The 23578-nt window shown below is 44.8% G+C and carries 19 protein-coding genes; all 19 read right to left on the reverse strand.

Going from position 1 to position 23578, the window contains the following annotated elements:
- Positions 1–3 precede the first annotated feature (3 nt).
- Positions 4–984 (reverse strand): LPS O-antigen chain length determinant protein WzzB, encoded by a 981-nt coding sequence (wzzB, locus tag B3B59_RS13885; protein ID WP_286809315.1) that lies wholly within the window; start codon positions 982–984, stop codon positions 4–6.
- A gap of 233 nt (positions 985–1217) precedes the next feature.
- Complete coding sequence (gene ugd, locus B3B59_RS13890) at positions 1218–2384, reverse strand: UDP-glucose 6-dehydrogenase (RefSeq protein WP_286809316.1); 1167 nt, start codon at positions 2382–2384, stop codon at positions 1218–1220.
- 253 nt (positions 2385–2637) lie between these two features.
- Positions 2638–4044: an NADP-dependent phosphogluconate dehydrogenase gene (gene gndA / locus B3B59_RS13895; protein WP_212477798.1), complete on the reverse strand. Its 1407-nt coding sequence runs from the start codon at positions 4042–4044 to the stop codon at positions 2638–2640.
- Between the two features lie 139 nt (positions 4045–4183).
- Positions 4184–5293: a glycosyltransferase family 4 protein gene (locus tag B3B59_RS13900; RefSeq protein ID WP_286809318.1), complete on the reverse strand. Its 1110-nt coding sequence runs from the start codon at positions 5291–5293 to the stop codon at positions 4184–4186.
- Positions 5294–5302: 9 nt separating this feature from the next.
- On the reverse strand, positions 5303–6208 hold the full coding sequence (locus B3B59_RS13905) for a rhamnosyltransferase (RefSeq protein WP_286809320.1): 906 nt from the start codon (positions 6206–6208) through the stop codon (positions 5303–5305).
- A 2-nt stretch (positions 6209–6210) separates the two neighbouring features.
- The gene (locus B3B59_RS13910; RefSeq protein WP_286809322.1) at positions 6211–6996 is read right to left on the reverse strand and encodes a glycosyltransferase domain-containing protein; all 786 of its coding nucleotides are present in this window, start codon (positions 6994–6996) and stop codon (positions 6211–6213) included.
- Between the two features lie 1241 nt (positions 6997–8237).
- Positions 8238–9080: a hypothetical protein gene (locus B3B59_RS13915; RefSeq protein WP_286809324.1), complete on the reverse strand. Its 843-nt coding sequence runs from the start codon at positions 9078–9080 to the stop codon at positions 8238–8240.
- A 3-nt stretch (positions 9081–9083) separates the two neighbouring features.
- Complete coding sequence (locus tag B3B59_RS13920; protein ID WP_286809326.1) at positions 9084–10544, reverse strand: lipopolysaccharide biosynthesis protein; 1461 nt, start codon at positions 10542–10544, stop codon at positions 9084–9086.
- A gap of 31 nt (positions 10545–10575) precedes the next feature.
- The gene (rfbC, locus tag B3B59_RS13925; RefSeq protein ID WP_286809328.1) at positions 10576–11112 is read right to left on the reverse strand and encodes a dTDP-4-dehydrorhamnose 3,5-epimerase; all 537 of its coding nucleotides are present in this window, start codon (positions 11110–11112) and stop codon (positions 10576–10578) included.
- Positions 11113–11115: 3 nt separating this feature from the next.
- Positions 11116–11994, reverse strand: a complete 879-nt coding sequence (gene rfbA, locus B3B59_RS13930) for a glucose-1-phosphate thymidylyltransferase RfbA (RefSeq protein ID WP_286809329.1) — start codon at positions 11992–11994, stop codon at positions 11116–11118.
- A 51-nt stretch (positions 11995–12045) separates the two neighbouring features.
- Complete coding sequence (gene rfbD / locus B3B59_RS13935) at positions 12046–12945, reverse strand: dTDP-4-dehydrorhamnose reductase (RefSeq protein WP_286809330.1); 900 nt, start codon at positions 12943–12945, stop codon at positions 12046–12048.
- The gene (gene rfbB, locus B3B59_RS13940) at positions 12945–14030 is read right to left on the reverse strand and encodes a dTDP-glucose 4,6-dehydratase (protein ID WP_286809332.1); all 1086 of its coding nucleotides are present in this window, start codon (positions 14028–14030) and stop codon (positions 12945–12947) included. Before rfbB ends, rfbD begins: the two co-directional genes overlap by 1 nt.
- A 383-nt stretch (positions 14031–14413) precedes the next feature.
- Entirely contained in the window at positions 14414–15310 is an 897-nt protein-coding gene (galF, locus tag B3B59_RS13945; RefSeq protein ID WP_286809334.1) for a GalU regulator GalF, read from the reverse strand.
- A 215-nt stretch (positions 15311–15525) separates the two neighbouring features.
- On the reverse strand, positions 15526–16521 hold the full coding sequence (locus tag B3B59_RS13950) for an NAD-dependent epimerase/dehydratase family protein (protein ID WP_286809336.1): 996 nt from the start codon (positions 16519–16521) through the stop codon (positions 15526–15528).
- A gap of 191 nt (positions 16522–16712) precedes the next feature.
- A complete protein-coding gene (gene wcaM / locus B3B59_RS13955; RefSeq protein ID WP_286809338.1) occupies positions 16713–18101 on the reverse strand; it encodes a colanic acid biosynthesis protein WcaM in 1389 nt (462 codons plus the stop codon).
- 12 nt (positions 18102–18113) lie between these two features.
- A complete protein-coding gene (gene wcaL / locus B3B59_RS13960; protein ID WP_046884806.1) occupies positions 18114–19334 on the reverse strand; it encodes a colanic acid biosynthesis glycosyltransferase WcaL in 1221 nt (406 codons plus the stop codon).
- A complete protein-coding gene (gene wcaK, locus B3B59_RS13965; RefSeq protein WP_286809339.1) occupies positions 19331–20611 on the reverse strand; it encodes a colanic acid biosynthesis pyruvyl transferase WcaK in 1281 nt (426 codons plus the stop codon). Before wcaK ends, wcaL begins: the two co-directional genes overlap by 4 nt.
- Before the next feature lie 49 nt (positions 20612–20660).
- The gene (gene wzxC / locus B3B59_RS13970; RefSeq protein ID WP_286809340.1) at positions 20661–22139 is read right to left on the reverse strand and encodes a colanic acid undecaprenyl disphosphate flippase WzxC; all 1479 of its coding nucleotides are present in this window, start codon (positions 22137–22139) and stop codon (positions 20661–20663) included.
- A 1-nt stretch (position 22140) separates the two neighbouring features.
- On the reverse strand, positions 22141–23535 hold the full coding sequence (gene wcaJ / locus B3B59_RS13975) for an undecaprenyl-phosphate glucose phosphotransferase (protein WP_040074900.1): 1395 nt from the start codon (positions 23533–23535) through the stop codon (positions 22141–22143).
- Positions 23536–23578: the final 43 nt, after the last annotated feature.

Here is a 23578-nt window from a genome sequence, read left to right on the forward strand (position 1 = left end):
TCATCACGCTTTCTGATGGTAATTTCGTAGTGCGTTCCGGCCGAGGACAAAACCAGAGCCGATCAGACCGCCGAGGAGCACGGCCAGGATAACCGTAATACTGCGCTTAGGACTGTCGCGATGGATAGACAGGTCTGGCTTCATAACATAGCGATAGCCATGAATGGATGTCGGCTCAATCTTGAGCTTTTCAATATCCAGCAGGCGCTGCTTGTTCTGGTAGTAGTCATTCGCAAAGGTCAATGGGCGTGAAGACTCGCGTTGCACCATCGCCGACAAGGCATCGGTCCCCAGCAGGAACATGCTGTCCTGAGTAACATCCTGCGTCTGCTGGATCTGCGGTTTGGTTACGTTGGCCGCTTCAGCATATTTGAGCGCTTCGCTAATCTGGCTGATGCGCAGGTCTTTCTGCTCTTGCGCAATCTCTTCCTGGTTTTCAATCGAGGTCTTCAGGGTCGCAACCTGCTGCTCAATGTTATCTTTGAGATCGCTGAACAGTTCTTTACCGATCTGCTCATCAATCTCCTGAATGTATACAGCGAGCTGCTTTTGCGCGGCTTTCGCCGAATCACTCACATAGCTAACCTTAAGAGGTACAGGCTGGCCTTTAACCACCGGCTCGATGATCAGTTTTTCCGGCTCTTCTTTATTCTCCAGGGTGCCGGCTAAAGCTGAAATTGCAGCATTATAACGGTTGAATACGTTAGACTGGATATCTTGCAGGCGGGGTGCAGAATTGCCATAAAGTACATTTAATGCAGTGCTGTAGGTACCGATTTGAGCTGAATCAGGCTGAGTGATAATTGAAGAGGAGGACCATTGCTCGTTGGCAAGCATCAGATACGCGCCAGCGATAACGATAGCAATGGCAACAAACGCAGCGATCAACCATTTTCCACGCCAGAGCTGTAGTGCAAGATCAATTAAATCAATCTGTTCCGGGTCATTGCGTCGTGAGACCACGTTGTTGTTATTGTACGTCATATAATCCTTAACAATGAAAAAACCACAAGGCAGAACGTTATTAATACAGTTTATCGGTTATTGCATTAATTTCTATAGGAAATCGACGAAGCATAAAGAAATGAGTCCTACATATCCGAAACTTTTACGCAGTTTCAGATTGCCTTTTCGGAATGAATTTTTCCTACAGTTAGCCTGATAAAAGCTATTGCAACATAAGAAAAATGCCCGGACAAGCCGGGCAATCAAGGTTTTCAGTCATTGCCAAAGAGATCGCGGGTGTAGACCTTGTCGGCAACGTCGATAAGCTCTTCTGCCATACGGTTAGAGATAATGACATCGGCTTCTTCTTTGAAAGCCTCCAGATCACGAACCACACGGGAATTAAAGAATGAATCTTCCTGCATTACGGGCTCGTAAATGATGACCGGAATACCTTTCGCCTTGATACGTTTCATAATCCCTTGAATAGAAGACGCACGGAAGTTATCGGAACCACTCTTCATGATCAAACGATAGATACCGACCACTTTTGGCTGGCGCGCCAGAATGGAATCGGCAATAAAGTCTTTACGTGTGCGGTTTGCATCCACGATGGCCGAAATGATGTTGTTTGGCACCGATTGGTAGTTAGCCAGCAGCTGCTTCGTATCTTTTGGCAAGCAATAGCCACCGTAGCCAAAAGAGGGATTGTTATAGTGATTGCCAATCCGCGGGTCGAGACAAACCCCTTCAATGATCTGCCTGGTATTCAGCCCCAAGCTCTCGGCATAGCTGTCGAGCTCGTTGAAGTAGGCAACGCGCATGGCCAGGTAGGTGTTGGCAAAGAGTTTGATCGCTTCGGCTTCGGTGGCATCCGTAAACAGCACTTCAATATCTTTCTTAATCGCCCCTTCCTGAAGCAAAGCAGCGAATCGCTCTGCACGTTCTGAACGCTCGCCAATGACGATTCGTGAAGGATGGAGATTGTCATACAAAGCCCTCCCCTCACGCAGGAATTCAGGAGAAAAGATGACGTTATCAATTCCCATCTTCTCTTTAATCGACTGCGTAAAACCTACCGGGATGGTCGATTTTATGATCATTACCGTATTTGGGTTGATCGCTGTGACATCTTTAATAACCGCTTCAACGCTGGAAGTATTGAAATAGTTAGTCTTCGGGTCATAGTCAGTAGGAGTTGCAATGATGACGTAATCGGCATTTCGATAAGCATCTTGCTTGTCCGTAGTGGCACGGAAATTGAGTGGCTTAGTGGTTAAATACTCCTGAATCTCTTTATCCACGATTGGCGACACTTTTTGGTTAAGCATATCAACCTTCGCCTGCACGATATCCAGCGCTACCACTTCGTGGTGCTGCGCAATCAGAATCCCATTCGAGAGACCGACATAACCTGTTCCGGAGATAGTTATTTTCATTCGTTTAACGTCTTAATTGGTAAGAATCTGGAGGCGAAACAACGCCAGCGCAATATACAACTGTTGGGGTTTTTACCCCTTAAGCCGAGCGACTGTCAAGGAAGTTACCTCTATACACTAAGCACGAATTGCAGCGATTTTTACAGGCTCAGCGAGGCCAGAAACTGTAAACCGAGTCACCATGGGCATTCTGGCGCAAAAAAAAGCCCGGTAACATATACCGGGCTCGCATAGCATGCTGACTTAAATCAGATTAATCCAGCCATTCGGTGTGGAACACACCTTCTTTATCAGTACGCTTGTAAGTGTGCGCGCCGAAGTAATCACGTTGTGCCTGAATGAGGTTTGCTGGCAGAACAGCAGCACGGTAGCTGTCGTAATATGCAACAGCAGCGGAGAAGGTCGGTACCGGAATACCATTCTGAACCGCATAAGCCACAACATCACGCAATGCCTGCTGGTAGTCATCCGCGATCTGTTTGAAGTAAGGCGCCAACAACAGGTTAGCGATGCCGGCGTTTTCAGCGTACGCATCGGTGATTTTCTGAAGGAACTGAGCACGGATGATGCAGCCTGCACGGAAGATCTTCGCGATTTCGCCGTAGTTCAGATCCCAGTTGTTCTCATCAGATGCAGCGCGCAGCTGAGAGAAGCCCTGAGCATAGGAAACGATTTTGCCGAGGTACAGTGCACGACGCACTTTCTCAACGAATTCCGCTTTGTCGCCGGCAGGTTTAGCCTGTGGACCGCTCAACACTTTAGATGCGGCGACACGCTGCTCTTTCAGGGAAGAGATATAACGCGCGAATACAGATTCGGTAATCAGAGACAGCGGCTCGCCCAGATCCAGAGAGCTCTGGCTAGTCCACTTACCGGTACCTTTGTTCGCAGCTTCATCCAGAATCACGTCAACCAGATATTTACCGTCTTCGTCTTTCTTGGTGAAGATATCTTTGGTGATGTCGATCAGGTAGCTGCTCAGCTCACCGTTGTTCCACTCGGTGAAGGTTTCAGCAAGCTCTTCGTTGGAGAGGTTCAGTCCACCTTTCAGCAATGCGTAAGCTTCAGCGATCAGCTGCATGTCGCCGTACTCGATACCGTTGTGAACCATCTTCACATAGTGACCCGCACCGTCCGGACCAATATAGGTTACGCAAGGTTCGCCATCTTCAGCAACTGCGGCGATTTTGGTCAGGATTGGCGCAACCAGCTCGTATGCTTCTTTCTGGCCACCAGGCATGATAGATGGACCTTTCAGAGCGCCCTCTTCACCGCCGGATACACCTGTACCGATGAAGTTGAAGCCTTCCTCAGACAGTTCACGGTTACGACGAATGGTGTCGTGGAAGAAGGTATTACCGCCATCAATAATGATGTCGCCTTTATCCAGATATGGTTTCAGTGAATCGATAGCAGCATCTGTACCTGCACCCGCTTTCACCATTAACAGGATACGACGAGGCGTTTCCAAAGATTCAACGAACTCCTGCACCGTGTAGAACGGAACCAGTTTCTTGCCCGGGTTCTCGGCAATCACTTCTTCGGTCTTATCACGGGAGCGGTTGAAAACGGAGACGGTATAACCACGGCTTTCGATATTGAGCGCCAGGTTGCGCCCCATCACTGCCATACCGACAACGCCGATCTGTTGTTTGGACATTACATACTCCTGTCAGGTGTGATCATCACTAATTATACGACTGTCAAGAAACACTATACTAAAAAAAAAGATATTTCTTCAATAAAAATGATTTCATTGTTATGAGTCATTAAAGCTTTTATCGTAATACGCGGATAAATTATGACCTTTTAATTAATCCCTTATAAAGCGAAAGGGTTTTATAATACATATCATCAAATGTAAAATTAGCAAGGTATTTTACACGGCCTGAATGGCCCATTTGTTGTCTTAGACTCGAGTCAGAGAATAATTTTTCAAATATTTGAGTTAACTGATTTGCATCTTTATGTTTTATTAAGAAGCCAGTATGATTATCGTCGATCAATTCTCGTACGCCACCAACATCAGAGGCAACCACAGGAAGGCTAGCTCGCATTGCCTCGATTATACTAAGTGGCAACCCTTCCCAATTAGTTATTAACGTGAATATATCGCTGTTGCTTAATAGATTACTTACGTCATTACATTCGCCTAAAAACTCAATTTTATCACGAATACCTAATTGACAAGCATAAGATTTAATATACTCCATTTTTGGTCCCTTACCAACAAGGGTTAATATCCAATTTTTATACTCGACTTGACTTAGCGCTATTAAAAGTGTTTCATGATCTTTTTGTTCAGAAAAACGTGCTACACTGATAATCTTGATTTTGGAACGAAGCTCTTTGCTAGTTAAGTCTATTTCCTCAGCCAAATCAGGCATGCCATTATGGATCACAACCTGCTTATAGTCACTTGTGACTTTATATTTCAATGCTAGTTCTTTATCTTGGTTTGAGACTGTTATAATTTTATTAACTAATGGGGCAAGAGATCTTTCAATAAAAATGTATAGCTTTTTTTTATTTTCTCCAACACCATCAGCAAAAGCCCAACCATGAGCAGTAAAAACAACGGGTATACCTAAACCTAACGCTGACAAACGTCCAATAATTCCGGCTTTTGAAGAGTGGAGACCAATTATATCTGGTGCTAATTTTTTTATTAATTGTCTAATATTAATAACAGCCTGAAAATCTTTTAAAGGTGAAATGTCTCTTATTAGTTTATCAACAATAGTCACTTCAATATTATTTTGTTTTAGTTGATTTACCAGAGCCCCATTTTCTCCAACAATGACATGGACATCATGGCCTTCGGCTACAAGTTTTTTTGCGAGATCACGAACATGAACCTGTGCACCACCAATTTCATCGGCTTTGGTTATGATATATAAAACTTTCACAATTTTATCCTAAATATCTCTTTTTGTGGGTCCGAACTTTCCTGATATACCGTCGATGATACCAAAAAATGCAGATTTTAACGTTTTCAATCTGTTATCAGAAAATATAGCCGAGATGATTATGCGTGCAAAATTAAAGAATAGCTCTCGTAATTTATAGCCTAGTGGCACATAATTGAGTCTAAGCATGTAAAAACTATTTCTTACTAAAAAATATCGTCTAAATGGTGAATGAATAGAGATTGTTCTTCCAAAAATACTGCGCCTAGCGTCACCAATTGTATGAGCCATATTTGCATTAGGTGATATAAATAAATCATAACCTAAGCTTTTAGCTCGTAAACTCCATTCAACATCAATATAATCAATGAAAAGTTCTGAACGCATTAAACCTACTTCATTCAAAACATCTTTACTGATAAAACATCCTGATGCAATCAAATATGTAGCCTTTATTGGTTCTTTCTCAGCTACTATTCTTTTGATGAATGGTCCCACATAAACTGTGGCAGGATATTTGAAACCAGTTATAGGATCATAAAATGTTGGGCCAATAGCCCCTATTTTACAACCGTTTTGCTTTTTGTTTAGATAGTCAGATAATAATGTGTCAATAAAATTATTCTCTATAACACTATCCTGATCAAAGAGAATAATATAATCAACTTCAGAATTCTCTCTGGCTAATTCAATACCAAGATTCTGAGCTTTAGCCAGTCCAACATTCTCTGCAAATGATTTAAAGTGTGTATTTCTAAACAACTTTGATAAATTGGAAATCTCCGATGAATTTTTAGAATTGTTATCAATTAAATATATACATTCAAGTTGTTCAGAAGACGCTTCTAGAGATTCACGTAATAAAATTATATCAGGGTTATAAGTAACAATAATTCCAGCAACTTTTTTAGACATATTTATCTCTTGGCCTTAATTTTGTTTTTTAACAATATGTTTTCACGCATAGGTGGTGCTATTTTCCATGAAAACAGTTTAATATAAATTCTGTTAATTATAATCAAAACATACTGTTTGAAAGGCCTCTTTCGCTTATGCTCTTTATAATCAAAAATATTTTTTTTTACTCTGGGATCATGAACGCCTAGTGAATATATATTAACATCATTCTTATATGCGGAATATGTAAAAGAATATTGATCTCTTTTCCCACCCTTAATATACTCTTCCCACCATGTATTATGCATATTAATAACATCCGACTTCATATGATTTCTAAATAATACATTATTTTCATAAAAGTTATTTGAAATATAGCCGTCCATTGAATATCGTGATAATTGCTTACGCAATTTCCATGCAGGATCGAACCCACTTCTTGCGCATTCGAATAATTCTTGTTCTGTCTTATCACGCCACCAATGATCATAGGATGCTATGTCATGGGAATTCAATGTATCAACGATAAATTTTTTTATATTGCCTTTAATTATAATATTACCGTCGATCCATAAAGATTTATCATATTGTGGTAAGAGGCGGTGAGGATTTATTTTACAGAACCTAGCTAAATCTTTATTTGAAAATTTACTCCCTGGAAGCCGAATCTGCTTCCAGGGTTTAGGTATAATGCCGGTAAAGTTATTATCTGTAAAACAGATATAATCAATTTCATCTTCTTCAATCAATGGTGAAAGATCATCATAATCTCCAGTTACAGCCGTATAGATTACAATCCTATTCATTTTATTCTAAAGCTCCTCGATTTATTTCGAACTCTTTGTGATCTAATGTCTGCATATAGAAGAATGGATTTATGTCGAAATTGCTAAATCGCCTACCTTCATTTCCATAATGTGACTGCACAAATAAGAATGTAAAACAAAGAGCGACGAACAAGCGATGATACAAATTGTAAGTATTAAAACCATGGAACATAATGAGGTAATAGTAGACTCCCAAAAACAAATATAGCTGTGTTAAGAATATTCTATTATTTACACCAGGGAACGTGCTAAAAAAGATCAAAAAAGTGAATATAATTAAAATGTTGAATTTAAAATAGGATTGCTTCTTAGAATAGAAACATATAAGAATTAATGGCGTGAGATAAATCATTAGCAATAGTGAGGTTATAACGGATTGCCTTAATTTATCAGGTTCTGAAATCATTCTTAGAGCATAATCTAATTTATTTAGAATTGGAATGTTAATAATAGAATCACGAAGAATTGAATATGCTATTGTAAAGAATAGATATAAGCCAAGTGCAGAGATGACTGTAAGTAAAAAATCTCTTTTCGTTCTTTTTTTGAAAAGAAAAACGGTTAGTGGATATAATATTATTGCTGATGAGTGAAATAAAAAGGAAATTAGGAAAAAGCTAATTTTTTTTGAACGATTATAGGAAAATATTGAAAGTACAATAAAAATTGAGCTAAAACACTGTCTAGACAATTGTATACCGACGAGGGGCTTAAAAAATGCAATTACTACTGCAATAAGTAAATATCTTTGTTTTAAGCTCAAGTTATAATATTTTGCAATGCTTATACAACAGCCAATTAAACCAAATGATTGAAGGACAGAATAAATTAATTTAAGTTTGTATGGTTCATAGCCGTCGATAATTAGACTTGAAAGATAATTTATCAGGGGTAACGCAATCTCTCCATATCCAAATTCAAAAAAAGCTTCACTATAAAAACCATTCATTTGAAAATTAACATAATTATTATAATATGAGGAGAAATCATCACTTGCTAAAATAAAGTTTTCAAATGAAACGACATCGAGGGCGTTAAAGATAACCCATGTAAACACTAACAGCACAAGCAGACCATGTGCGCTATTGTTTTCAGGGAAATTACAAAAAACTAAAAATAATATTAAGAAATAGACAGATAAAGTAGGAGAAAAAGCCGTTAATGAAAATAAAATAGAAAAAATAAAAAAAATGCCTAATCCTGATATAGCAAAGCTATTCTTATAGACGTTCATGTTTACCCTTAATAAATACTTTCAATACTGTTATAAGATTATATTGTTGTGGTTTATTCGTTATGGCTTTTTTCAATGAACTTAACATAATCATAGTTAGCATTGGAATCCATTTCTTTCTTGAAAGATAATATCTAATCTGGAGAGCCACATCATTACTTCTTTCTTCACGTCTGAAAACTTTCAAAGTATCAGAACAGCTATTAAGCCTTGAAAGATTATGTTCAAACCCTGATATTATCTTGATATTAGCGTTATAGACATGCTTTAATCGATAACAAAAGGACGTATCAACGCCGTACAAATTAAACCTTTCATCAAATACATCTGAAAACTTTTCACGTAAGGATAAAGCAACATTTTCCCCAATGACAAGTCCGCTACCAATGGTTGTTATAACATCGTCATCTTTAATTTTTTGATTTGGTTTGTATTCAATATTGTTTATACGGGGATTTACGATAACCCCATTAGAATAAATCACTGGCATACCTACATCATTCACTGCTATCGAGTCTAGAGCAGTAAAATAATGAGATGATATTTTCGAATCATCGTCTAATATAATGTAGCGCTTAGCTTCATATTGTATCATCACACGATTATAAATTTTTGCAAGCGAAATATTCTCAACGGTTTCAATTAAATTATAATCTACATTCGTTTTTGAAAAAAATTCTTTAGCATCAACTTTTATGCTCTGTGGACCATTATTCCAAACAATACAAATGGAGTCTACATTTAATGAGCACATAACTAGATTTTTTAATGTTATACTTTCGGAGCATTTTTTATTATATAAGACAATAATGAAAACCTTATCCTTCACAGTTTACCTCAATTTTAAAATATTTTTAACGAATGCCGGGAGATTTTCGCTTTCAAAAACGTTTAAATTGACAAGAACCTTAGTAAAGCAAACAAAAGCCATGAGATAAATAATGACTCCTGCAATAGTTAATATTGTTAGAATACTGAAATCATTAAACCTTGCAGACAAACAAATGGAATACAGATAATATATGCAACCAAACATTATCCCACCAGATAAAGATGGAACAGCCAATACCTTTAAAAATCCAAGGGTGCTTTGTTTTATACACCCCAGCGTAAAATACATAACAACAAACGCATTAATAATATTTGCTATAAAATAGGAAAAAGCAAAGATCTTTATAGTGAATAAAGAGCCTATTAAAAATGACGATATCTGTAAAATAGCGCTAAATATACCCAAAAACATTAAAGTTTTTGCATTATTAGTGGACATTAGGATACTGCCCGAACAACTCAGTATAGATTGAATGATTCCTGTAGGAGCTAACCATAGAAGCAAACTAGCAGTGATCGTCCAATTTTCACCAAGAGCAAAGCCTACAAACGGCTCACGTAACACTGCAAGTCCTAACATCATGGGGATTGTTAAACTAGATATAATAAAAATAGTTTTGAGGTAAATATTTCTTATTGTAACCAAGTCATCTTGATTTCTACTCAAAACCGGATACAAAGATCTCGAGGCAATGAAGGTTAAACTTTGTAATGGAAACAACATAATTCTGTATGCAAGGGAATACGAGCCTAATATAGTAGCATTATATTGTCGGCTAATAATCATGCTGTCAGCATTTCTAGATAGATAGTTTACTAGATTGAAAACGGTTAATCGCCCACTAAATCCTAATATCTTATTTGCGCTTTTGAAATCGAAATAAAGAGATGGCCGCCAGCTAGATAATGCAATAAGTAAAAATGAAGATAACAACGAATTAGTTATTATTTGGGAAACTAAAGCATATACTCCACCATTATTCATAGCAAATAATAAAGCAACGAAGAACCCTGCAGAAGCAGACACTAACTCAATTATCGCTACTTCTTTAAATTTTGAATTTCTTTCCATTAACGCTTGTGGTGCAGAACCTGCACTAGCAATTGGAAAACAAAAGCATAAAAGGAAAAGAATATTGCCTAACTTAGGGTTGGCCAAAAATGATTCTATTAACGGGGTAAGTGCATTCACAACAATGAATAACACCACGCCCATTAATATATTGAGCCAAAAAACTGAATTTAATATATCATTATCTATTTCTTTTCTCTGAATTATTGCTGATGCTGTACCAAGATCCCTAATTATTAGAACGAAGTTTAGTACTACAGTCGCTAAAGCCATTAAGCCATAATCCTCAGGAGGGATAAAACGAGTTAGGATCGTTAAGCTTAATAGCTGAATCAATATTTTACCAAATTGAGATATACTGACCCATTTTGCATTCGAGAAAAGCGTCATTTAGATATTCTTAAACTCAGATTTAAAATTTTTATTTTTTTGAAAGATAAGCTTGACGTTTATCTTTTTCAGAAAGTAATACTTCACCATTTATAGGCCATGCTATATTTAAAGATGGATCATCCCATCTAATACCTCTATCCGATTCTGGATGGTAATAATTTGTAGTTTTATAAACAAACTCTGCACTATCACTGAGCACTAAAAAACCATGCGCAAATCCTTCGGGGATCCATAACTGGCGTTTGTTCTCAGCAGAAAGATTTACTCCCACCCATTTACCAAAAGAAGGTGATGATTGACGAATATCAACTGCAACATCGAATACCTCGCCCACCACACAGCGCACCAGTTTACCTTGGGCATGCGGTTCCAGCTGGTAATGGAGACCTCTAAGCACGCCCTTACAAGATTTAGAGTGGTTATCCTGCACAAATTCAACTTTATGTCCTACCACATCTTCGAAGATCTTTTGACTGAAGCTTTCAAAGAAAAAACCACGGTCATCACCAAAGACCCTAGGCTCAAAAATAAGTACATCTGGAATCTCAGTTTTAATAACATTCATTACTTAGTAACCTTTAACCATCTTCAACAGATATTGACCGTAAGCATTTTTTTTCAGCGGCTCAGCCAGTTTTCTAACCTGCTCAGCATCAATAAATCCTTTCCGATAAGCAATTTCTTCGGGACATGACACTTTCAGCCCCTGACGCTCTTCAATCGTCGCAATGAAGTTGCTTGCCTCAATTAGGCTCTGGTGCGTACCTGTATCCAGCCAGGCATAGCCGCGCCCCATCATAGCTACTGACAAACGCCCTTGCTCAAGATATATACGGTTAATATCTGTGATTTCCAGTTCGCCGCGCGCAGACGGTTTCAGATTTTTGGCCATCTCTACAACATCATTATCGTAAAAGTAGAGTCCGGTCACAGCATAGTTGCTTTTAGGCTCCAGCGGTTTTTCTTCCAGGCTAATAGCCGTGCCATCTTTATCAAATTCAACTACGCCATAACGCTCGGGGTCGTTCACGTGATAGGCAAATACGGTTGCGCCATTATCTTTAGCTTTAGCCATTTCAAGTTGCTTCGGAAGATCGTGGCCGTAAAAGATGTTGTCCCCAAGAACCAGCGCACAGCTATCCTCACCAATAAACTCTTCACCAATTATAAATGCCTGAGCCAGTCCGTCCGGGCTTGGCTGCACTTTGTATTGGAGGTTTAGACCCCACTGGCTACCATCGCCTAACAGCTGTTCAAAACGCGGCGTGTCCTGCGGGGTGCTGATAATAAGAATATCTTTGATGCCAGCCAACATTAACGTGGTCAATGGGTAGTAAATCATTGGCTTGTCGTAGATAGGCAGCAATTGCTTGCTTACTGCCATCGTTACCGGATAAAGACGAGTACCTGAGCCACCAGCAAGAATAATACCTTTACGAGTAGTCATCTAAATTTCCCTTTAAGTGAAAAATGCCCGTCGCCAGGCATTACAAATTGATTAAATAGCCTGCTCCGTGAAAAGCTCGGCAAGCATCCGTTTTACTCCCACATCCCACGATGGAAGCATCAAGCCAAAATTACGCTGGAACTTTTCGGTGTTTAAACGGGAGTTGTGCGGCCGAAGCGCCGGGGTCGGGTAAGCCGAAGTAGGCACAGCATTCAATTTTTCAATCGCCAGCTCAATACCCGCTTTTCTAGCTTCATCAAACACCAGTGCAGCATAGTCATACCAGGTTGTAGTATTAGACGCAACCAAGTGATACAAGCCTGCAAGTTCGGGCCTTATCAATGCTGCGCGGATGGCGTGAGCAGTACAATCCGCCAACAACTCTGCACCTGTCGGCGCACCGACCTGGTCATTAATAACGGAAAGTTCGCTACGCTCCTTAGCAAGACGCAGCATGGTTTTTGCAAAATTATTACCCTTACCGGCATACACCCAGCTTGTGCGGAAGATAAGATGCTTAGGACAATTAGCTTGTAGCGCTTTCTCTCCGTCGAGTTTGGTTTGCCCGTAAATATTTAAAGGCGCTGTGGCATCCGTCTCTTTCCAGGGCGTTTCACCATCGCCAGGAAAAACATAATCCGTAGAATAATGCACAACCCAGGCGCCAATCTTAGCCGCCTCTATAGCAATGGCTTCAACGCTCGAAGCATTTAACAGCTGCGCAAATTCTTGTTCAGATTCTGCTTTATCAACCGCGGTATGCGCCGCGGCATTGACAATGACGTCGGGCTTGATGGCGCGAACGGTAGCCGCAATGCCTTCAGGATTACTAAAGTTCCCACAATATTCTTGGGAGTACACATCTAATGCGATTAGATTGCCAAGCGGGGCAAGTGCGCGCTGAAGCTCCCAGCCAACCTGCCCCGTTTTACCGAATAGCAAAATGTTCATTATTTTCGATCTCCATAATTCTGCACTATCCAGCTTTTATAGGCGCCGCTCTTAACATTATTGACCCACTCCTGATTGCTTAGATACCACTCAACGGTTTTACGAATTCCACTCTCGAAAGTTTCTTGGGGTTTCCAGCCCAGTTCAGCACTAATTTTGGCTGCATCAATCGCATAACGGCGATCATGGCCCGGTCGATCAGTTACATAAGTGATTTGATCGCGATATGAGCCTTTTTTGGGCACAATTTCATCAAGAAGGTCGCAAATAGTATGCACCACATCTAAGTTCTGCTTCTCATTATGTCCGCCAATATTATAAGTTTCACCAGGCATACCCCGAGTGGCAACGATATAAAGCGCGCGCGCATGATCTTCGACGTACAGCCAGTCGCGGATCTGATCCCCTTTTCCATAAATCGGCAGCGCTTTACCATCCAGGGCATTCAGAATTACTAGCGGGATCAGTTTTTCAGGAAAGTGATAAGGACCATAGTTGTTAGAACAGTTCGTCACTATTGTCGGGAAGCCATAAGTACGCAGCCATGCACGAACCAGATGATCGCTCGAGGCTTTAGAAGCCGAGTAAGGACTGCTTGGCGCGTATGCGGTGGTTTCCGTAAACAGCGCTAAGTCCTCACCTTCAAGATGTTCATCCGGATGTGGAAGATCGCCATAAACTTCATCGGTAGAAATATGGTGAAAACGAAACGCTGATTTTTGAATATCTTTTAATGTTAACCAATACCCACGTGCGGCTTCAAGCAGCACATATGTCCCTACAATATTTGTCTCAACAAATGCCGCCGGGCCGGTAATAGACCGGTCAACGTGACTCTCTGCCGCCAGGTGCATTACAGCATCAGGCTTGTGCTCAGCAAAAATTCGTTCCATCGCCTTTTTATCGCAAATATCAGCATGCTCAAAAGCATAACGCTCACTTCCGTTTACTTCCGATAATGATTCAAGATTACCGGCATAGGTCAATTTATCGACATTGACCACATGGTCCTGAGTGTTTTTAATGATATGCCGTACTACAGCGGAACCGATAAATCCGGCGCCACCCGTAACAAGAATTTTCACGCGTTATTTTCCGTTAATGATTAAAACAGTGATATTGATCAACTGGATACAGAGGGAACAGTCCGCTGTACCAGAAAATATGCACGCTACCGCCCCTGGCTTAACAGCTACCAGTTCACTAAGCGTATTTGAATGTAAGACTACCGGCAGGATCCTTAAAGTAATCGTGCCATATGGACAATAATTAAGGCGATAATTGTCTTCTTAAATGCTGTCAGAAACAAGGAAAAATAATTAAACATTGAATGTTTGTCCGCAGCATAACTACTTGAATATAAATAATTAAAAAGAAAACGGCAGTGAGCATACATGCGTGCAAGAATCACCCATTATGCTTCACTGCCGTTGAAAGATTGGTAACGCCGTTATAAGTGGCTAGGTTATTATTCGCTGACCAATAATTTCTTAATGCTGTCCCTGAACTTCTGACCTTCCTTGAGGTTACGCAGACCATACTGAACAAACGCCTGCATATACCCCATCTTCTTCCCGCAGTCATAGCTTTCGCCCGTCATCAGCATCGCATCGACAGACTGCTTCTTAGCAAGTTCAGCAATAGCATCGGTCAACTGGATACGCTCCCAGGCGCCTGGTTCGGTCTTCTCAAGCTCAGCCCAGATCTCAGCGTTCAGCACATAGCGACCAACTGCCATCAGGTCAGAATCCAGGGTCTGCGGTTGATCAGGTTTTTCAATAAAGTTAACGATGCGGCTAACCTTACCTTCAGAATCCAGAGGCTCCTTGGTCTGAATAACGGAATACTCAGACAGATCGCCCTTCATGCGCTTAGCAAGAACCTGACTACGACCAGTTTCGTTGAAGCGAGCCACCATAGCAGCCAGATTGTAGCGTAACGGGTCAGCCGTGGCGTTATCAAGAATGATATCTGGCAGCACAACCACAAACGGGTTATCACCAACAACAGGACGCGCGCAAAGGATAGAGTGACCCAGGCCCAGCGGCTGAGCCTGACGCACGTTCATGATGGTCACGCCAGGCGGACAGATGGATTGAACTTCGGCAAGAAGTTGACGCTTAACACGCTGCTCAAGCAGCGCTTCGAGTTCGTAAGAGGTGTCGAAGTGGTTTTCAACCGCATTCTTGGACGAGTGCGTAACCAGAACGATTTCTTTGATCCCTGCAGCAACAATCTCGTCGACGATGTACTGAATCATCGGCTTGTCAACGATCGGCAGCATCTCTTTAGGAATTGCCTTCGTGGCTGGCAGCATATGCATACCCAGACCCGCTACCGGAATGACTGCTTTCAAATTAATCATTATCTCTTCCACCTTAGTATGGATGACGAAGTATAGACGTTTCGCGGGTCACAGCCCAGACGACGAAGTCTTATTCTCGTCACACGCAAATCACGTTTTTGTGTAAATCGCAGTTATACATAACCTGATCGTACGTTAAAGGGAGCAAGAATAATCGGAATCAATCGTATTTTCCGTGCGCCCTAACTTTTTTCCGACTAATCGCAGCCTGACGCTTACTCTGATACAAACGTGATGTCGTCTTTCTTCTCATGTACAAACTCATACTTCAGCGTACGGTCTAGTCCCTGAGAAAGAGTATAAGGCGCTTTGAAACCGGAGCTATGCACCTTAGTCGCATCGAACTGCGTGGTTGCACAAAACTTTTTCACTCGGACGGAGCTGATCGCATATTTTTTGCCGGTGACTTTGCTTAACACATCAAAGCAATAACCACCTAACATACCCAGTGGGTAAGGAAGGTGTACAGAAGGGATTTTTTTGTCGAGACTTTTTTCTACTTCGGACACGAGCTGGTTCATGTTCAAATCCGGTTTGTCTACGTAGTTATAGACCTCGTAGCCGGGATGAACATTCTGGAGTTTGAATTTGATAAACTCGACGATATTTCCTACGTAGGCCATTGATTTAAAGTTAGTTCCAGCGCCTACCATAGCAAATTTACCCCCTGCTATTTGCTTAAGCAGGTTATAGACATTTCCGCGGTTACGTTCGCCAAAGATAACGGTTGGGCGAATGATGGTCAGAGAACGCTGGTCTGGTGCTTTAGAATGCCACTCACGCAATACCTCTTCAGCCTTCCATTTGCTTTTACCATAATGGTTGAAAGGATCCTGCGGATGGGATTCATTTGGATTGACTTTATTAAGGCCATAAACGGCAACTGAACTGGTGAAAATGATGTTTTTAACATCATTTTTTTCCATTGCAGAAAGGACGTTGCGGGTACCCTGTACGTTCACATCGTAGTACAGCGAGGTAGGGCTGACATCGTCACGGTGCTCTGCAGCAAGCAACACTACAGTGTCAAAACCCGCCATAGCGCTGTCCAGTTCCGCCTGATTACGTACATCGCCCGATACGGTGATCTCGGGATAGAAATGGCTTTGCTGTTTATCCAGGTTGGTCACGTTAAAATCCGCCTGGGTAATCTCAATCAAACGGGTACCCACAAAACCTGACGCACCAATAAATAATACTTTATCGTTCATAAACCACTCATTCTGTAATGTGTAAAGCACCCTCTGGTCTATCGTTGTATCTTCCATGAGGTTCACGCTTTAGACGGGATGAACATAAAAATTTAATGGCACGGATTATAGACCTTAAATTCAGGGAGTTCAGTAACAAACTTTAAGAGGTTACAGGGCATAAATCCTAATAATTGGTCACTTAGCACGCTTTATCTTTTACCGGGCAGCGCAAAATTCAACCTATCCACATTCACCACATGTTGATCCACCCGGTCGATATCCACCGAGCTCTGCCCCTTCTCATTCACCGCCTTCACGTTCGCCAGTGACAGAAGCGTTTCCTCCTTAGCCATAAACTTGCCCCTAACGTCTTTGCGCAGGTCGAAGTTAAGTTTCAAGGCCGGGCCTGTCGTCGCCTCCTGCATAACGTGAATATTGCGCATAAAGAGGTGTTGCGGTTTGTTGTGCAGGGTTAGAGAGGCGCGCTGGATGTTGACGTTGGTGATAGCGACAAACGACGTCGCGTTGCCTGAAGAGATTTGGATCCCGCGCAATTTTTTATCCGCATGACGATTATCCAGCCGGATATCGTTCAGCTTAAAGTTTTGCGGAATGGAGAGATAATTTCCTTTGATCACGCCATAGCCAATGAGAAAGCCTGCGCTGTCGACCATTTCAACGTTATCAATGACAAAGTTATCGCAGCCATAGATCGCCACCGTTGCGTTATCAATACCCGCTTTTTTGCTGAAGTCCGGCGTGATATTACGGGCCGTGACGTTGCGAATGATAAAATGTTTACCGTTCTCGACATGCACGAGCTGGCGGCAGTTGCTGCCAGTGATGTTGGCCACGACAAAGTTTTTTACCGACTGATCTTCAGGGTACTCATTGTCGTAAGTGCTACCCGCCAGACCGATACCTATCCCCCAGTTGATCTTACCGTTGGTGCAGTCAATATGGTCGATAACGTGGTCAGAAATCAGGATGTTCTGGTCATTGATCGCCACGTTCCACTCGATGGCATCCCCCTGCAGGTAACTGAAGCGACAGTTGGTGATTTTCGCGCCATCAACCTGATTGTGGAATCCCTGCCGCAGGATGGCGTAGTTCGCTTTGGTTACCGTCAGGTTATCGATCAGCAGATTGCGCATCACCTTCGGTTTTTTACCGCCGATATAGATCTGCGTAACGGGCCCATATCCACTCATGGTCAGCCCTTTGATCTCGCAGTTCGAACCGCGTACATCGAGAGTGATGTTTTCGGTTCTCCCCTCCCCTTCCCCTATAACTTTACAGCCATCCTGCAGAACGAAGCGACCGCGACCATTGCCGGTTAGCGCGCCGCGTATCAGCAAGGTTTTACCCTGGGGAATGAAAATCCCGGTGTTGATATTCTCGCAGGTCAATCCTGCCGGAACTTCCACCGTATCGCTTTCGGCAAAGGCCTGCTTAAAGGCGGCGATCCAGTCGCGGTTGTTATAATCGCGGATATTCACCGTGCCGCTCTTTGTCGCGGCGCGCACACCTACCAGAGGCGTTACCGCCAGCAATGAACAGGTAGTGACGAACGTGCGTCGCGTCATGGATTTCGGCATAGAGCCTCCGTTTTAAAGCGTTTGTAACAGACTGGCCAGCTGATGATTAATGCGCTGCTGGTTAAAATCGGTCTCCACCTTACGGCGAGCGTTATGCACAACCGGCGTCAGCGTGTCGTTATCGATATCGCCAAAGGCGGCAAGCTGATCGGCCAGCGCCTGCGCATCATTTTCCGCCACCAGCCACCCGGAATGGCCGGGTTCAATCAGCTCCGGGATCCCGCTATGCACGGTGGAGACCACCGGGATCCCCACGGCCATCGCCTCCATTAAGGCCACCGGAATGCCTTCCATATCCCCGTCGGTACCGGTAATGGAGGGCAGCAGAAAGAGATCGGCTTCGTCGAGCATCGCTTTCACTTCGTGGCTGGGCTTGAAACCTGGCATCTCAACATGAGAGTCCAGTTGATACTGCTCAATAAGCGTGCGCAGACGGCGCTCCCAGGGACCGATACCCAAAATGCGATAATGGAAATCGACACCGCGCGCTTTCAGTTGGCGGCAGGCCTCGATGGCCACGTGCAGCCCCTTCTTCTCGGTCAGGCGCGCCACGGAAATTATCTGCAACGGTTTACCCGGCACTTTGACCGGACGCTGGGTAAAGCGATCCATGTCCACGCCCATGCGGGAGACGGTAATTTTCTCTGTCGGGCATCCCATCGTTTTCAGGCGCCCAGCCCACAAGTCGCTGATGGGCAGCATCATATCGCCGCGCTTAAACAGCTGCTGGTATTCGGGCGTGTAGTGGCTGAGCACATCGCGGCTGGAGATATCAATCCCGTGAAACACGGTAGCGATTTTGCCTTCGATCACGCCCAGTTCACGCAGCTTGGCGGCCGTAACGCCCGCCGGACCAAAGTGGGCGATGAAAACATCTGCCCGATGCGGTTGCGGTGTCTGGCCGCAAATAGAAGAGAGGATAAGATTGCGCGATTCCGCGCCATAGCGGGAGACATTCAGCGCCTTCCAGGTGGCGGGGCGATGCATACCACTCAGGGTACGCAGCGCACGGTATTGCAATTTTGCCAGTCGTCCCTGCGGCTCTACCTGCAGCCAGCGCGTTTTTGCCGCAAGATTATAATCAGTCCAGGCCGCATGGGTGTTCTGCGTATCGCCCTTTTGCAGGGCGACAATCTCCACGTCATATCCCATATCAATAAACGCGGTGATCTGATTTAAGACAAAGGTTTCTGACGACAGCGGGAATTTCAGCAAGAAGAAACCAACCTTCATTTCCCCTCCCCGATGCGATCGAGAACCGATTTCACCATGCTAAGGCCATTTTCGCGCTCGGCCTTCACGGCAACCGCCAGACGTTCATTAACCGCCAGCAGCGAGCCCAGCGTATCGGCGACCATCGCCTCCAGCGAGCCATCCAGCAGGTGACGGATATCGATAGCCATCTCCGGCATCCCCAACTGCTGCATAATGCCCGCCGACTTGTGTTCATAGTTGATGGCAATGGCCGGGGTGGCAAAGTTCATGGAGATGATCGCCGAGTGCAGGCGGGTTCCCACCGTCAGGTCGCAGGCACCCAGCAGTTTGCCCATCTCAAGGTCATTCAGTTCATCCATCACCACATGATAACGGGATGGATCGCTGACATGCTCGCGCAGGTTCAATGCCACCATGCGATCGTCTTTGTTATAGCTATCGATCCCGGTACAGGTAGAGAGCGCCAGCACCTGGTAGCCACTCTCCAGGATACGATTTACCACGCCGGCAAAAGCTTTCTCATAAGCAGCCTGCGTTGTGCCCAGACGTTTGTCGAAAGGCGCCAGTTCGCGCAGGGTAATGGCAACGGTTTTCTGCTTCGCCGCTACGTCAAGCCAGTGCTGCACCGCGTAGCTCGGCTGGAAGTTTTCCGTCTGATGATCCACCAGCCAGGCCGTATCCACGCCATGCTCGACTTTGCTGGTGTCGATATCGCTACGCTTCATCAAATCCAGGCTCACGGATTCGCGCAGAATCAGCGCGTCACAATGGCCAAACACGTAGTTGGCCAGCTGATTAAACTGCGGATCCTGGAATGGCCCTACGCTGTGACCAATCATAAACAGCGGTTTTTTCGCCATAAACGTACAGAGCGCATGTTCGAACTGCGGCACGCCATAGAGGTCGACAAAGAAGGAGCCGCCCACCTGAATAATCGCATCATAGCCCGACAGCAGGCGCACAAAATCAGTAAACCCCTGGGCAATCGCAATATTGCGCAGCTTGCCGGTGTCGGTCACACGGGATAAGAGCACCTGATGTTGATAGCGACGGCGCAGCACTTTTTTGACGCGTCCCACCACGCCCGCCGCACTGTTATGTTGCTTCATCTGTGAAAAGAGCGGATCGCCCATCACCGGGCGATTCAGTAACCAGGAGGAGCTCACCGGATAGCGGCTCATTACATCCACTTCTGTCTCAGGCGCAAGCGTGTTAATAGCATCCAGAAGACCGCGCAGAATGGCGCTGTCGCCGCGGTTACCGCAGGTGTGGTTGCCAAGAATTAATAATTTCATAATGACCTCTAAAAGGGGTTCTTCATTCAGCGGATGCGGCCTTTGGCCCTCATCCTGCACGCAATAAGGTTTTCATCTTTTCGCTGCGGCAAAACTGGCGTTTCAACTCCACCACCAGCGCATTACGCGACAGCACAATCATGACCACGAACGCCAGCGCCCCTGCGGCAATCTGCGCCGCCAGCAAGGCCCCCAGCGCCAGGTGACCGCCAAGGGCAACCCCTAAGCCGTAACTCACCGCAAGCGTCGGTAACGAAAGGTAGAACGGCAGCCACAGGCTCAGGATGTATTGACGGTAGCTGGAACCCAGCACCGGTTTGATCATCACGAAATAGCTCAGAACGGTATTGATTATCTGTACCAGCAAGAAGCCCAGCGTCACGCCGATTGCACCGGCCATGTGTCCACCCACGATAATGGCGGGGATAAACAGGAACGTTTTAAACACATTGAATTTAAAGCTAATGTCCACGCGCGCTTTCGCCATCAGCAGTGAACCAATCGGATTACCTACCGAACGCAGCAGGCCCACCACGCACAGCAGCTGCAGAATGGGAACGATCGAGACCCATTTCTCACCAAAGACCAGCGGAACAAAGTTGTTGGAAACCACCATCAGCCCCAGCAGCGCCGGAAAGTTGATAATCCCCACCACCGAAAGCAGCTTGTAGAAATTCACCCGCAGCTTCTCGGTATCATCCTGAATTTTGGCAAAGGCCGGGAAGAGTACGCGGGTGATGATCGGGTTGAGCTTCATCGGCGGGACCACCGCCACGTTATAAGCCAGGTTGTAGCCCCCGGCGACGCTGGCACCGAGAATACGCGCCAGCACCAGGGTTGAGAGGTTGGTATTCACATAGTTGATAATGCTGTCGGCCGTCAGCCAGGCGCCAAAGCGCAGGTTGGAGGAGACCGACTTGAGGGAGAAGTGCAAACCGGGGCGGTAAATCTTGCGGCCAAAATAGCCAAACAGCAGGGTACGCACCGCCGTATTGACCAGATAACCCAGGATCGCGGTCATCGCCAGCGGCCAGAAATGAGCGCTAATCACGGTAAAGGTAAAGCCCGCCAGTACCGAACTGGTCTCAATCATGCCAATTTTGTTGAACTCCAGCTCCTTCTGCATCAGCGCGCGGAACTGCTGCCCGTGCGGGATCAATACGAAGGCAAATGACAGCGTGCGAATCAGCGGGTCCAAATCCGGGTTGTTCAGTACATGACCAATCACATCGCTCAGCAGAAACACCATCACGAAGACTGACAGTCCCAGCCCGACGTTCAGCCAGTAAAGGGTGGTCAATTCCAGGTAGCTAATCTCTTTGCGCTGGATAATGGAGTTGGCGATACCGAAATCCGAGAGAGTATCGGCGAGGGCGATAATCACCAGCGATACGGTCAGCAGACCGAACTGATGATTGTCGATGATGCGCGCCAGCACCGTCATCTGTACCAGCCCAAGGCCGATGATGATGATGGTGGCCATGGCTGACCATTTGGCGCCGCTGATGGTTTTTTCTCGTAAGCTCATCTTAGTACGCCGCTTTGTTCACAAAACCTTTGAAGATCGTCAGGAAAACGATTTTGATATCGAACCAGACGCTCCATTCGCGGATGTATTCCAGGTCAAATTCAATTCGTTTTTCCATCTTCTCAAGCGTGTCGGTCTCACCGCGCCAGCCGTTAATCTGCGCCCAGCCGGTAATGCCTGGTTTCACTTTATGGCGCAGCATGTAGCCTTCAATCAGCGCACGATACTGCTCATTGTGCGCAACCGCATGCGGTCGCGGGCCCACGATGGACATACCGCCGGTCAGCACATTGATGAACTGTGGCAACTCATCAAGAGAGGTACGGCGCAGGAAATTACCCACGCGGGTTACGCGCGGATCGTTCTGCGTCGCCTGCGTCACCACCGTGTCATTCTCCATCACCTTCATTGAGCGGAATTTCCAGACCTTGATAGGCTTACCGTCCATACCGTAGCGGGTCTGTCGGAAGATGATTGGTCCAGGCGAACTGAACTTCACCGCCAGCGCAATGGCGCACAGCACCGGAGAGATCAGTAACAGAATCAGGGAGGAGAGGATGATGTCCTCTACGCGCTTCAGTACCCGGTTGATACCCGAGAGCGGCGTGTCGTACAGAGGCACGACCGGCACGCCGTTAACCTCTTCAATGCGTGAATGGAGGATGTTGAAGGTAAAGACGTCCGGGATCAGGATCACCGAACAGGTGGTGTCGGCCAGCTCTCGCATCAACCTTTTAATGCAGGACTCTTCGCTCATCGGGATGGCGAGATAAACATTGTGGATTTTGCCGGCTTTGGCATCCTCAATCAGCTGCTCGTAGTTGCCTGCCCAGTCAGCGGTCACCCCGCCAGGTTTAGCGTCGTGATACACCCCTACTACGTCGAAACCCAGCCACGGTTCATTGCGAAAGCTCTCCATCAGGGCCAGCCCCACCGGGAGATCCCCTGCTACCGCCACATAGCGCTTGTTATATCCCCGGTTGCGCAACCAGCCCGCCCCGAAGCGAATCAACGAGCGGCAGGTGACCATGCCGACGCTGGTCAGCAGATACCAGTAAAAATAAGTACTGAAACTGTTGTCGAAAGCGCTGCTAAAGGCCACCAGGCCTGCGCTGAAGATGAGGCTCAGCGTCCAGTTTTGCAGTAATAACATCAGCTCCGTGGTCATTTTTACGCCACGGTATGAGCGATAAAAATCGGTCATACCGCCAATCATCTGGAAAACCACCAGCGCAATCAGCGCCATCAGCAGGTGCATGTATAAAAACGAGAGCCCACTGAGCTTACACACCACCCACAGCCCACCGAACATGATGGTGATATCCGAAAAACGCTGCACCATTGAGATTAACGATGCATTCGTTCTGGCTCGCTCGCGCTTTTTTAGATTTGTCATCGTTGTTCCTTTCGTTACCTTTCCCCTCGCACCGCCCTCTCGC

Source organism: Leclercia sp. UBA2479 (assembly GCF_002341985.1).
Classification (GTDB): Bacteria; Pseudomonadota; Gammaproteobacteria; order Enterobacterales; family Enterobacteriaceae; genus Enterobacter; species Enterobacter pneumoniae.

Bases quoted from the DNA above. Each gene is read 5' to 3' on its own strand.
- B3B59_RS13910 (WP_286809322.1), bottom strand. From the start codon at position 6,996: ATGAATAGGATTGTAATCTATACGGCTGTAACTGGAGATTATGATGAT.
- B3B59_RS13905 (WP_286809320.1), bottom strand. From the start codon at position 6,208: ATGTCTAAAAAAGTTGCTGGAATTATTGTTACTTATAACCCTGATATA.
- rfbD (WP_286809330.1), bottom strand. From the start codon at position 12,945: ATGAACATTTTGCTATTCGGTAAAACGGGGCAGGTTGGCTGGGAGCTT.
- galF (WP_286809334.1), bottom strand. From the start codon at position 15,310: ATGATTAATTTGAAAGCAGTCATTCCGGTAGCGGGTCTGGGTATGCAT.
- ugd (WP_286809316.1), bottom strand. From the start codon at position 2,384: ATGAAAATAACTATCTCCGGAACAGGTTATGTCGGTCTCTCGAATGGG.
- wzxC (WP_286809340.1), bottom strand. From the start codon at position 22,139: ATGAGCTTACGAGAAAAAACCATCAGCGGCGCCAAATGGTCAGCCATG.
- wcaL (WP_046884806.1), bottom strand. From the start codon at position 19,334: ATGAAGGTTGGTTTCTTCTTGCTGAAATTCCCGCTGTCGTCAGAAACC.
- rfbC (WP_286809328.1), bottom strand. From the start codon at position 11,112: ATGAATGTTATTAAAACTGAGATTCCAGATGTACTTATTTTTGAGCCT.
- wcaK (WP_286809339.1), bottom strand. From the start codon at position 20,611: ATGAAATTATTAATTCTTGGCAACCACACCTGCGGTAACCGCGGCGAC.
- rfbA (WP_286809329.1), bottom strand. From the start codon at position 11,994: ATGACTACTCGTAAAGGTATTATTCTTGCTGGTGGCTCAGGTACTCGT.
- wcaM (WP_286809338.1), bottom strand. From the start codon at position 18,101: ATGCCGAAATCCATGACGCGACGCACGTTCGTCACTACCTGTTCATTG.
- B3B59_RS13920 (WP_286809326.1), bottom strand. From the start codon at position 10,544: ATGACGCTTTTCTCGAATGCAAAATGGGTCAGTATATCTCAATTTGGT.
- gndA (WP_212477798.1), bottom strand. From the start codon at position 4,044: ATGTCCAAACAACAGATCGGCGTTGTCGGTATGGCAGTGATGGGGCGC.
- B3B59_RS13950 (WP_286809336.1), bottom strand. From the start codon at position 16,521: ATGAACGATAAAGTATTATTTATTGGTGCGTCAGGTTTTGTGGGTACC.
- wzzB (WP_286809315.1), bottom strand. From the start codon at position 984: ATGACGTACAATAACAACAACGTGGTCTCACGACGCAATGACCCGGAA.
- wcaJ (WP_040074900.1), bottom strand. From the start codon at position 23,535: ATGACAAATCTAAAAAAGCGCGAGCGAGCCAGAACGAATGCATCGTTA.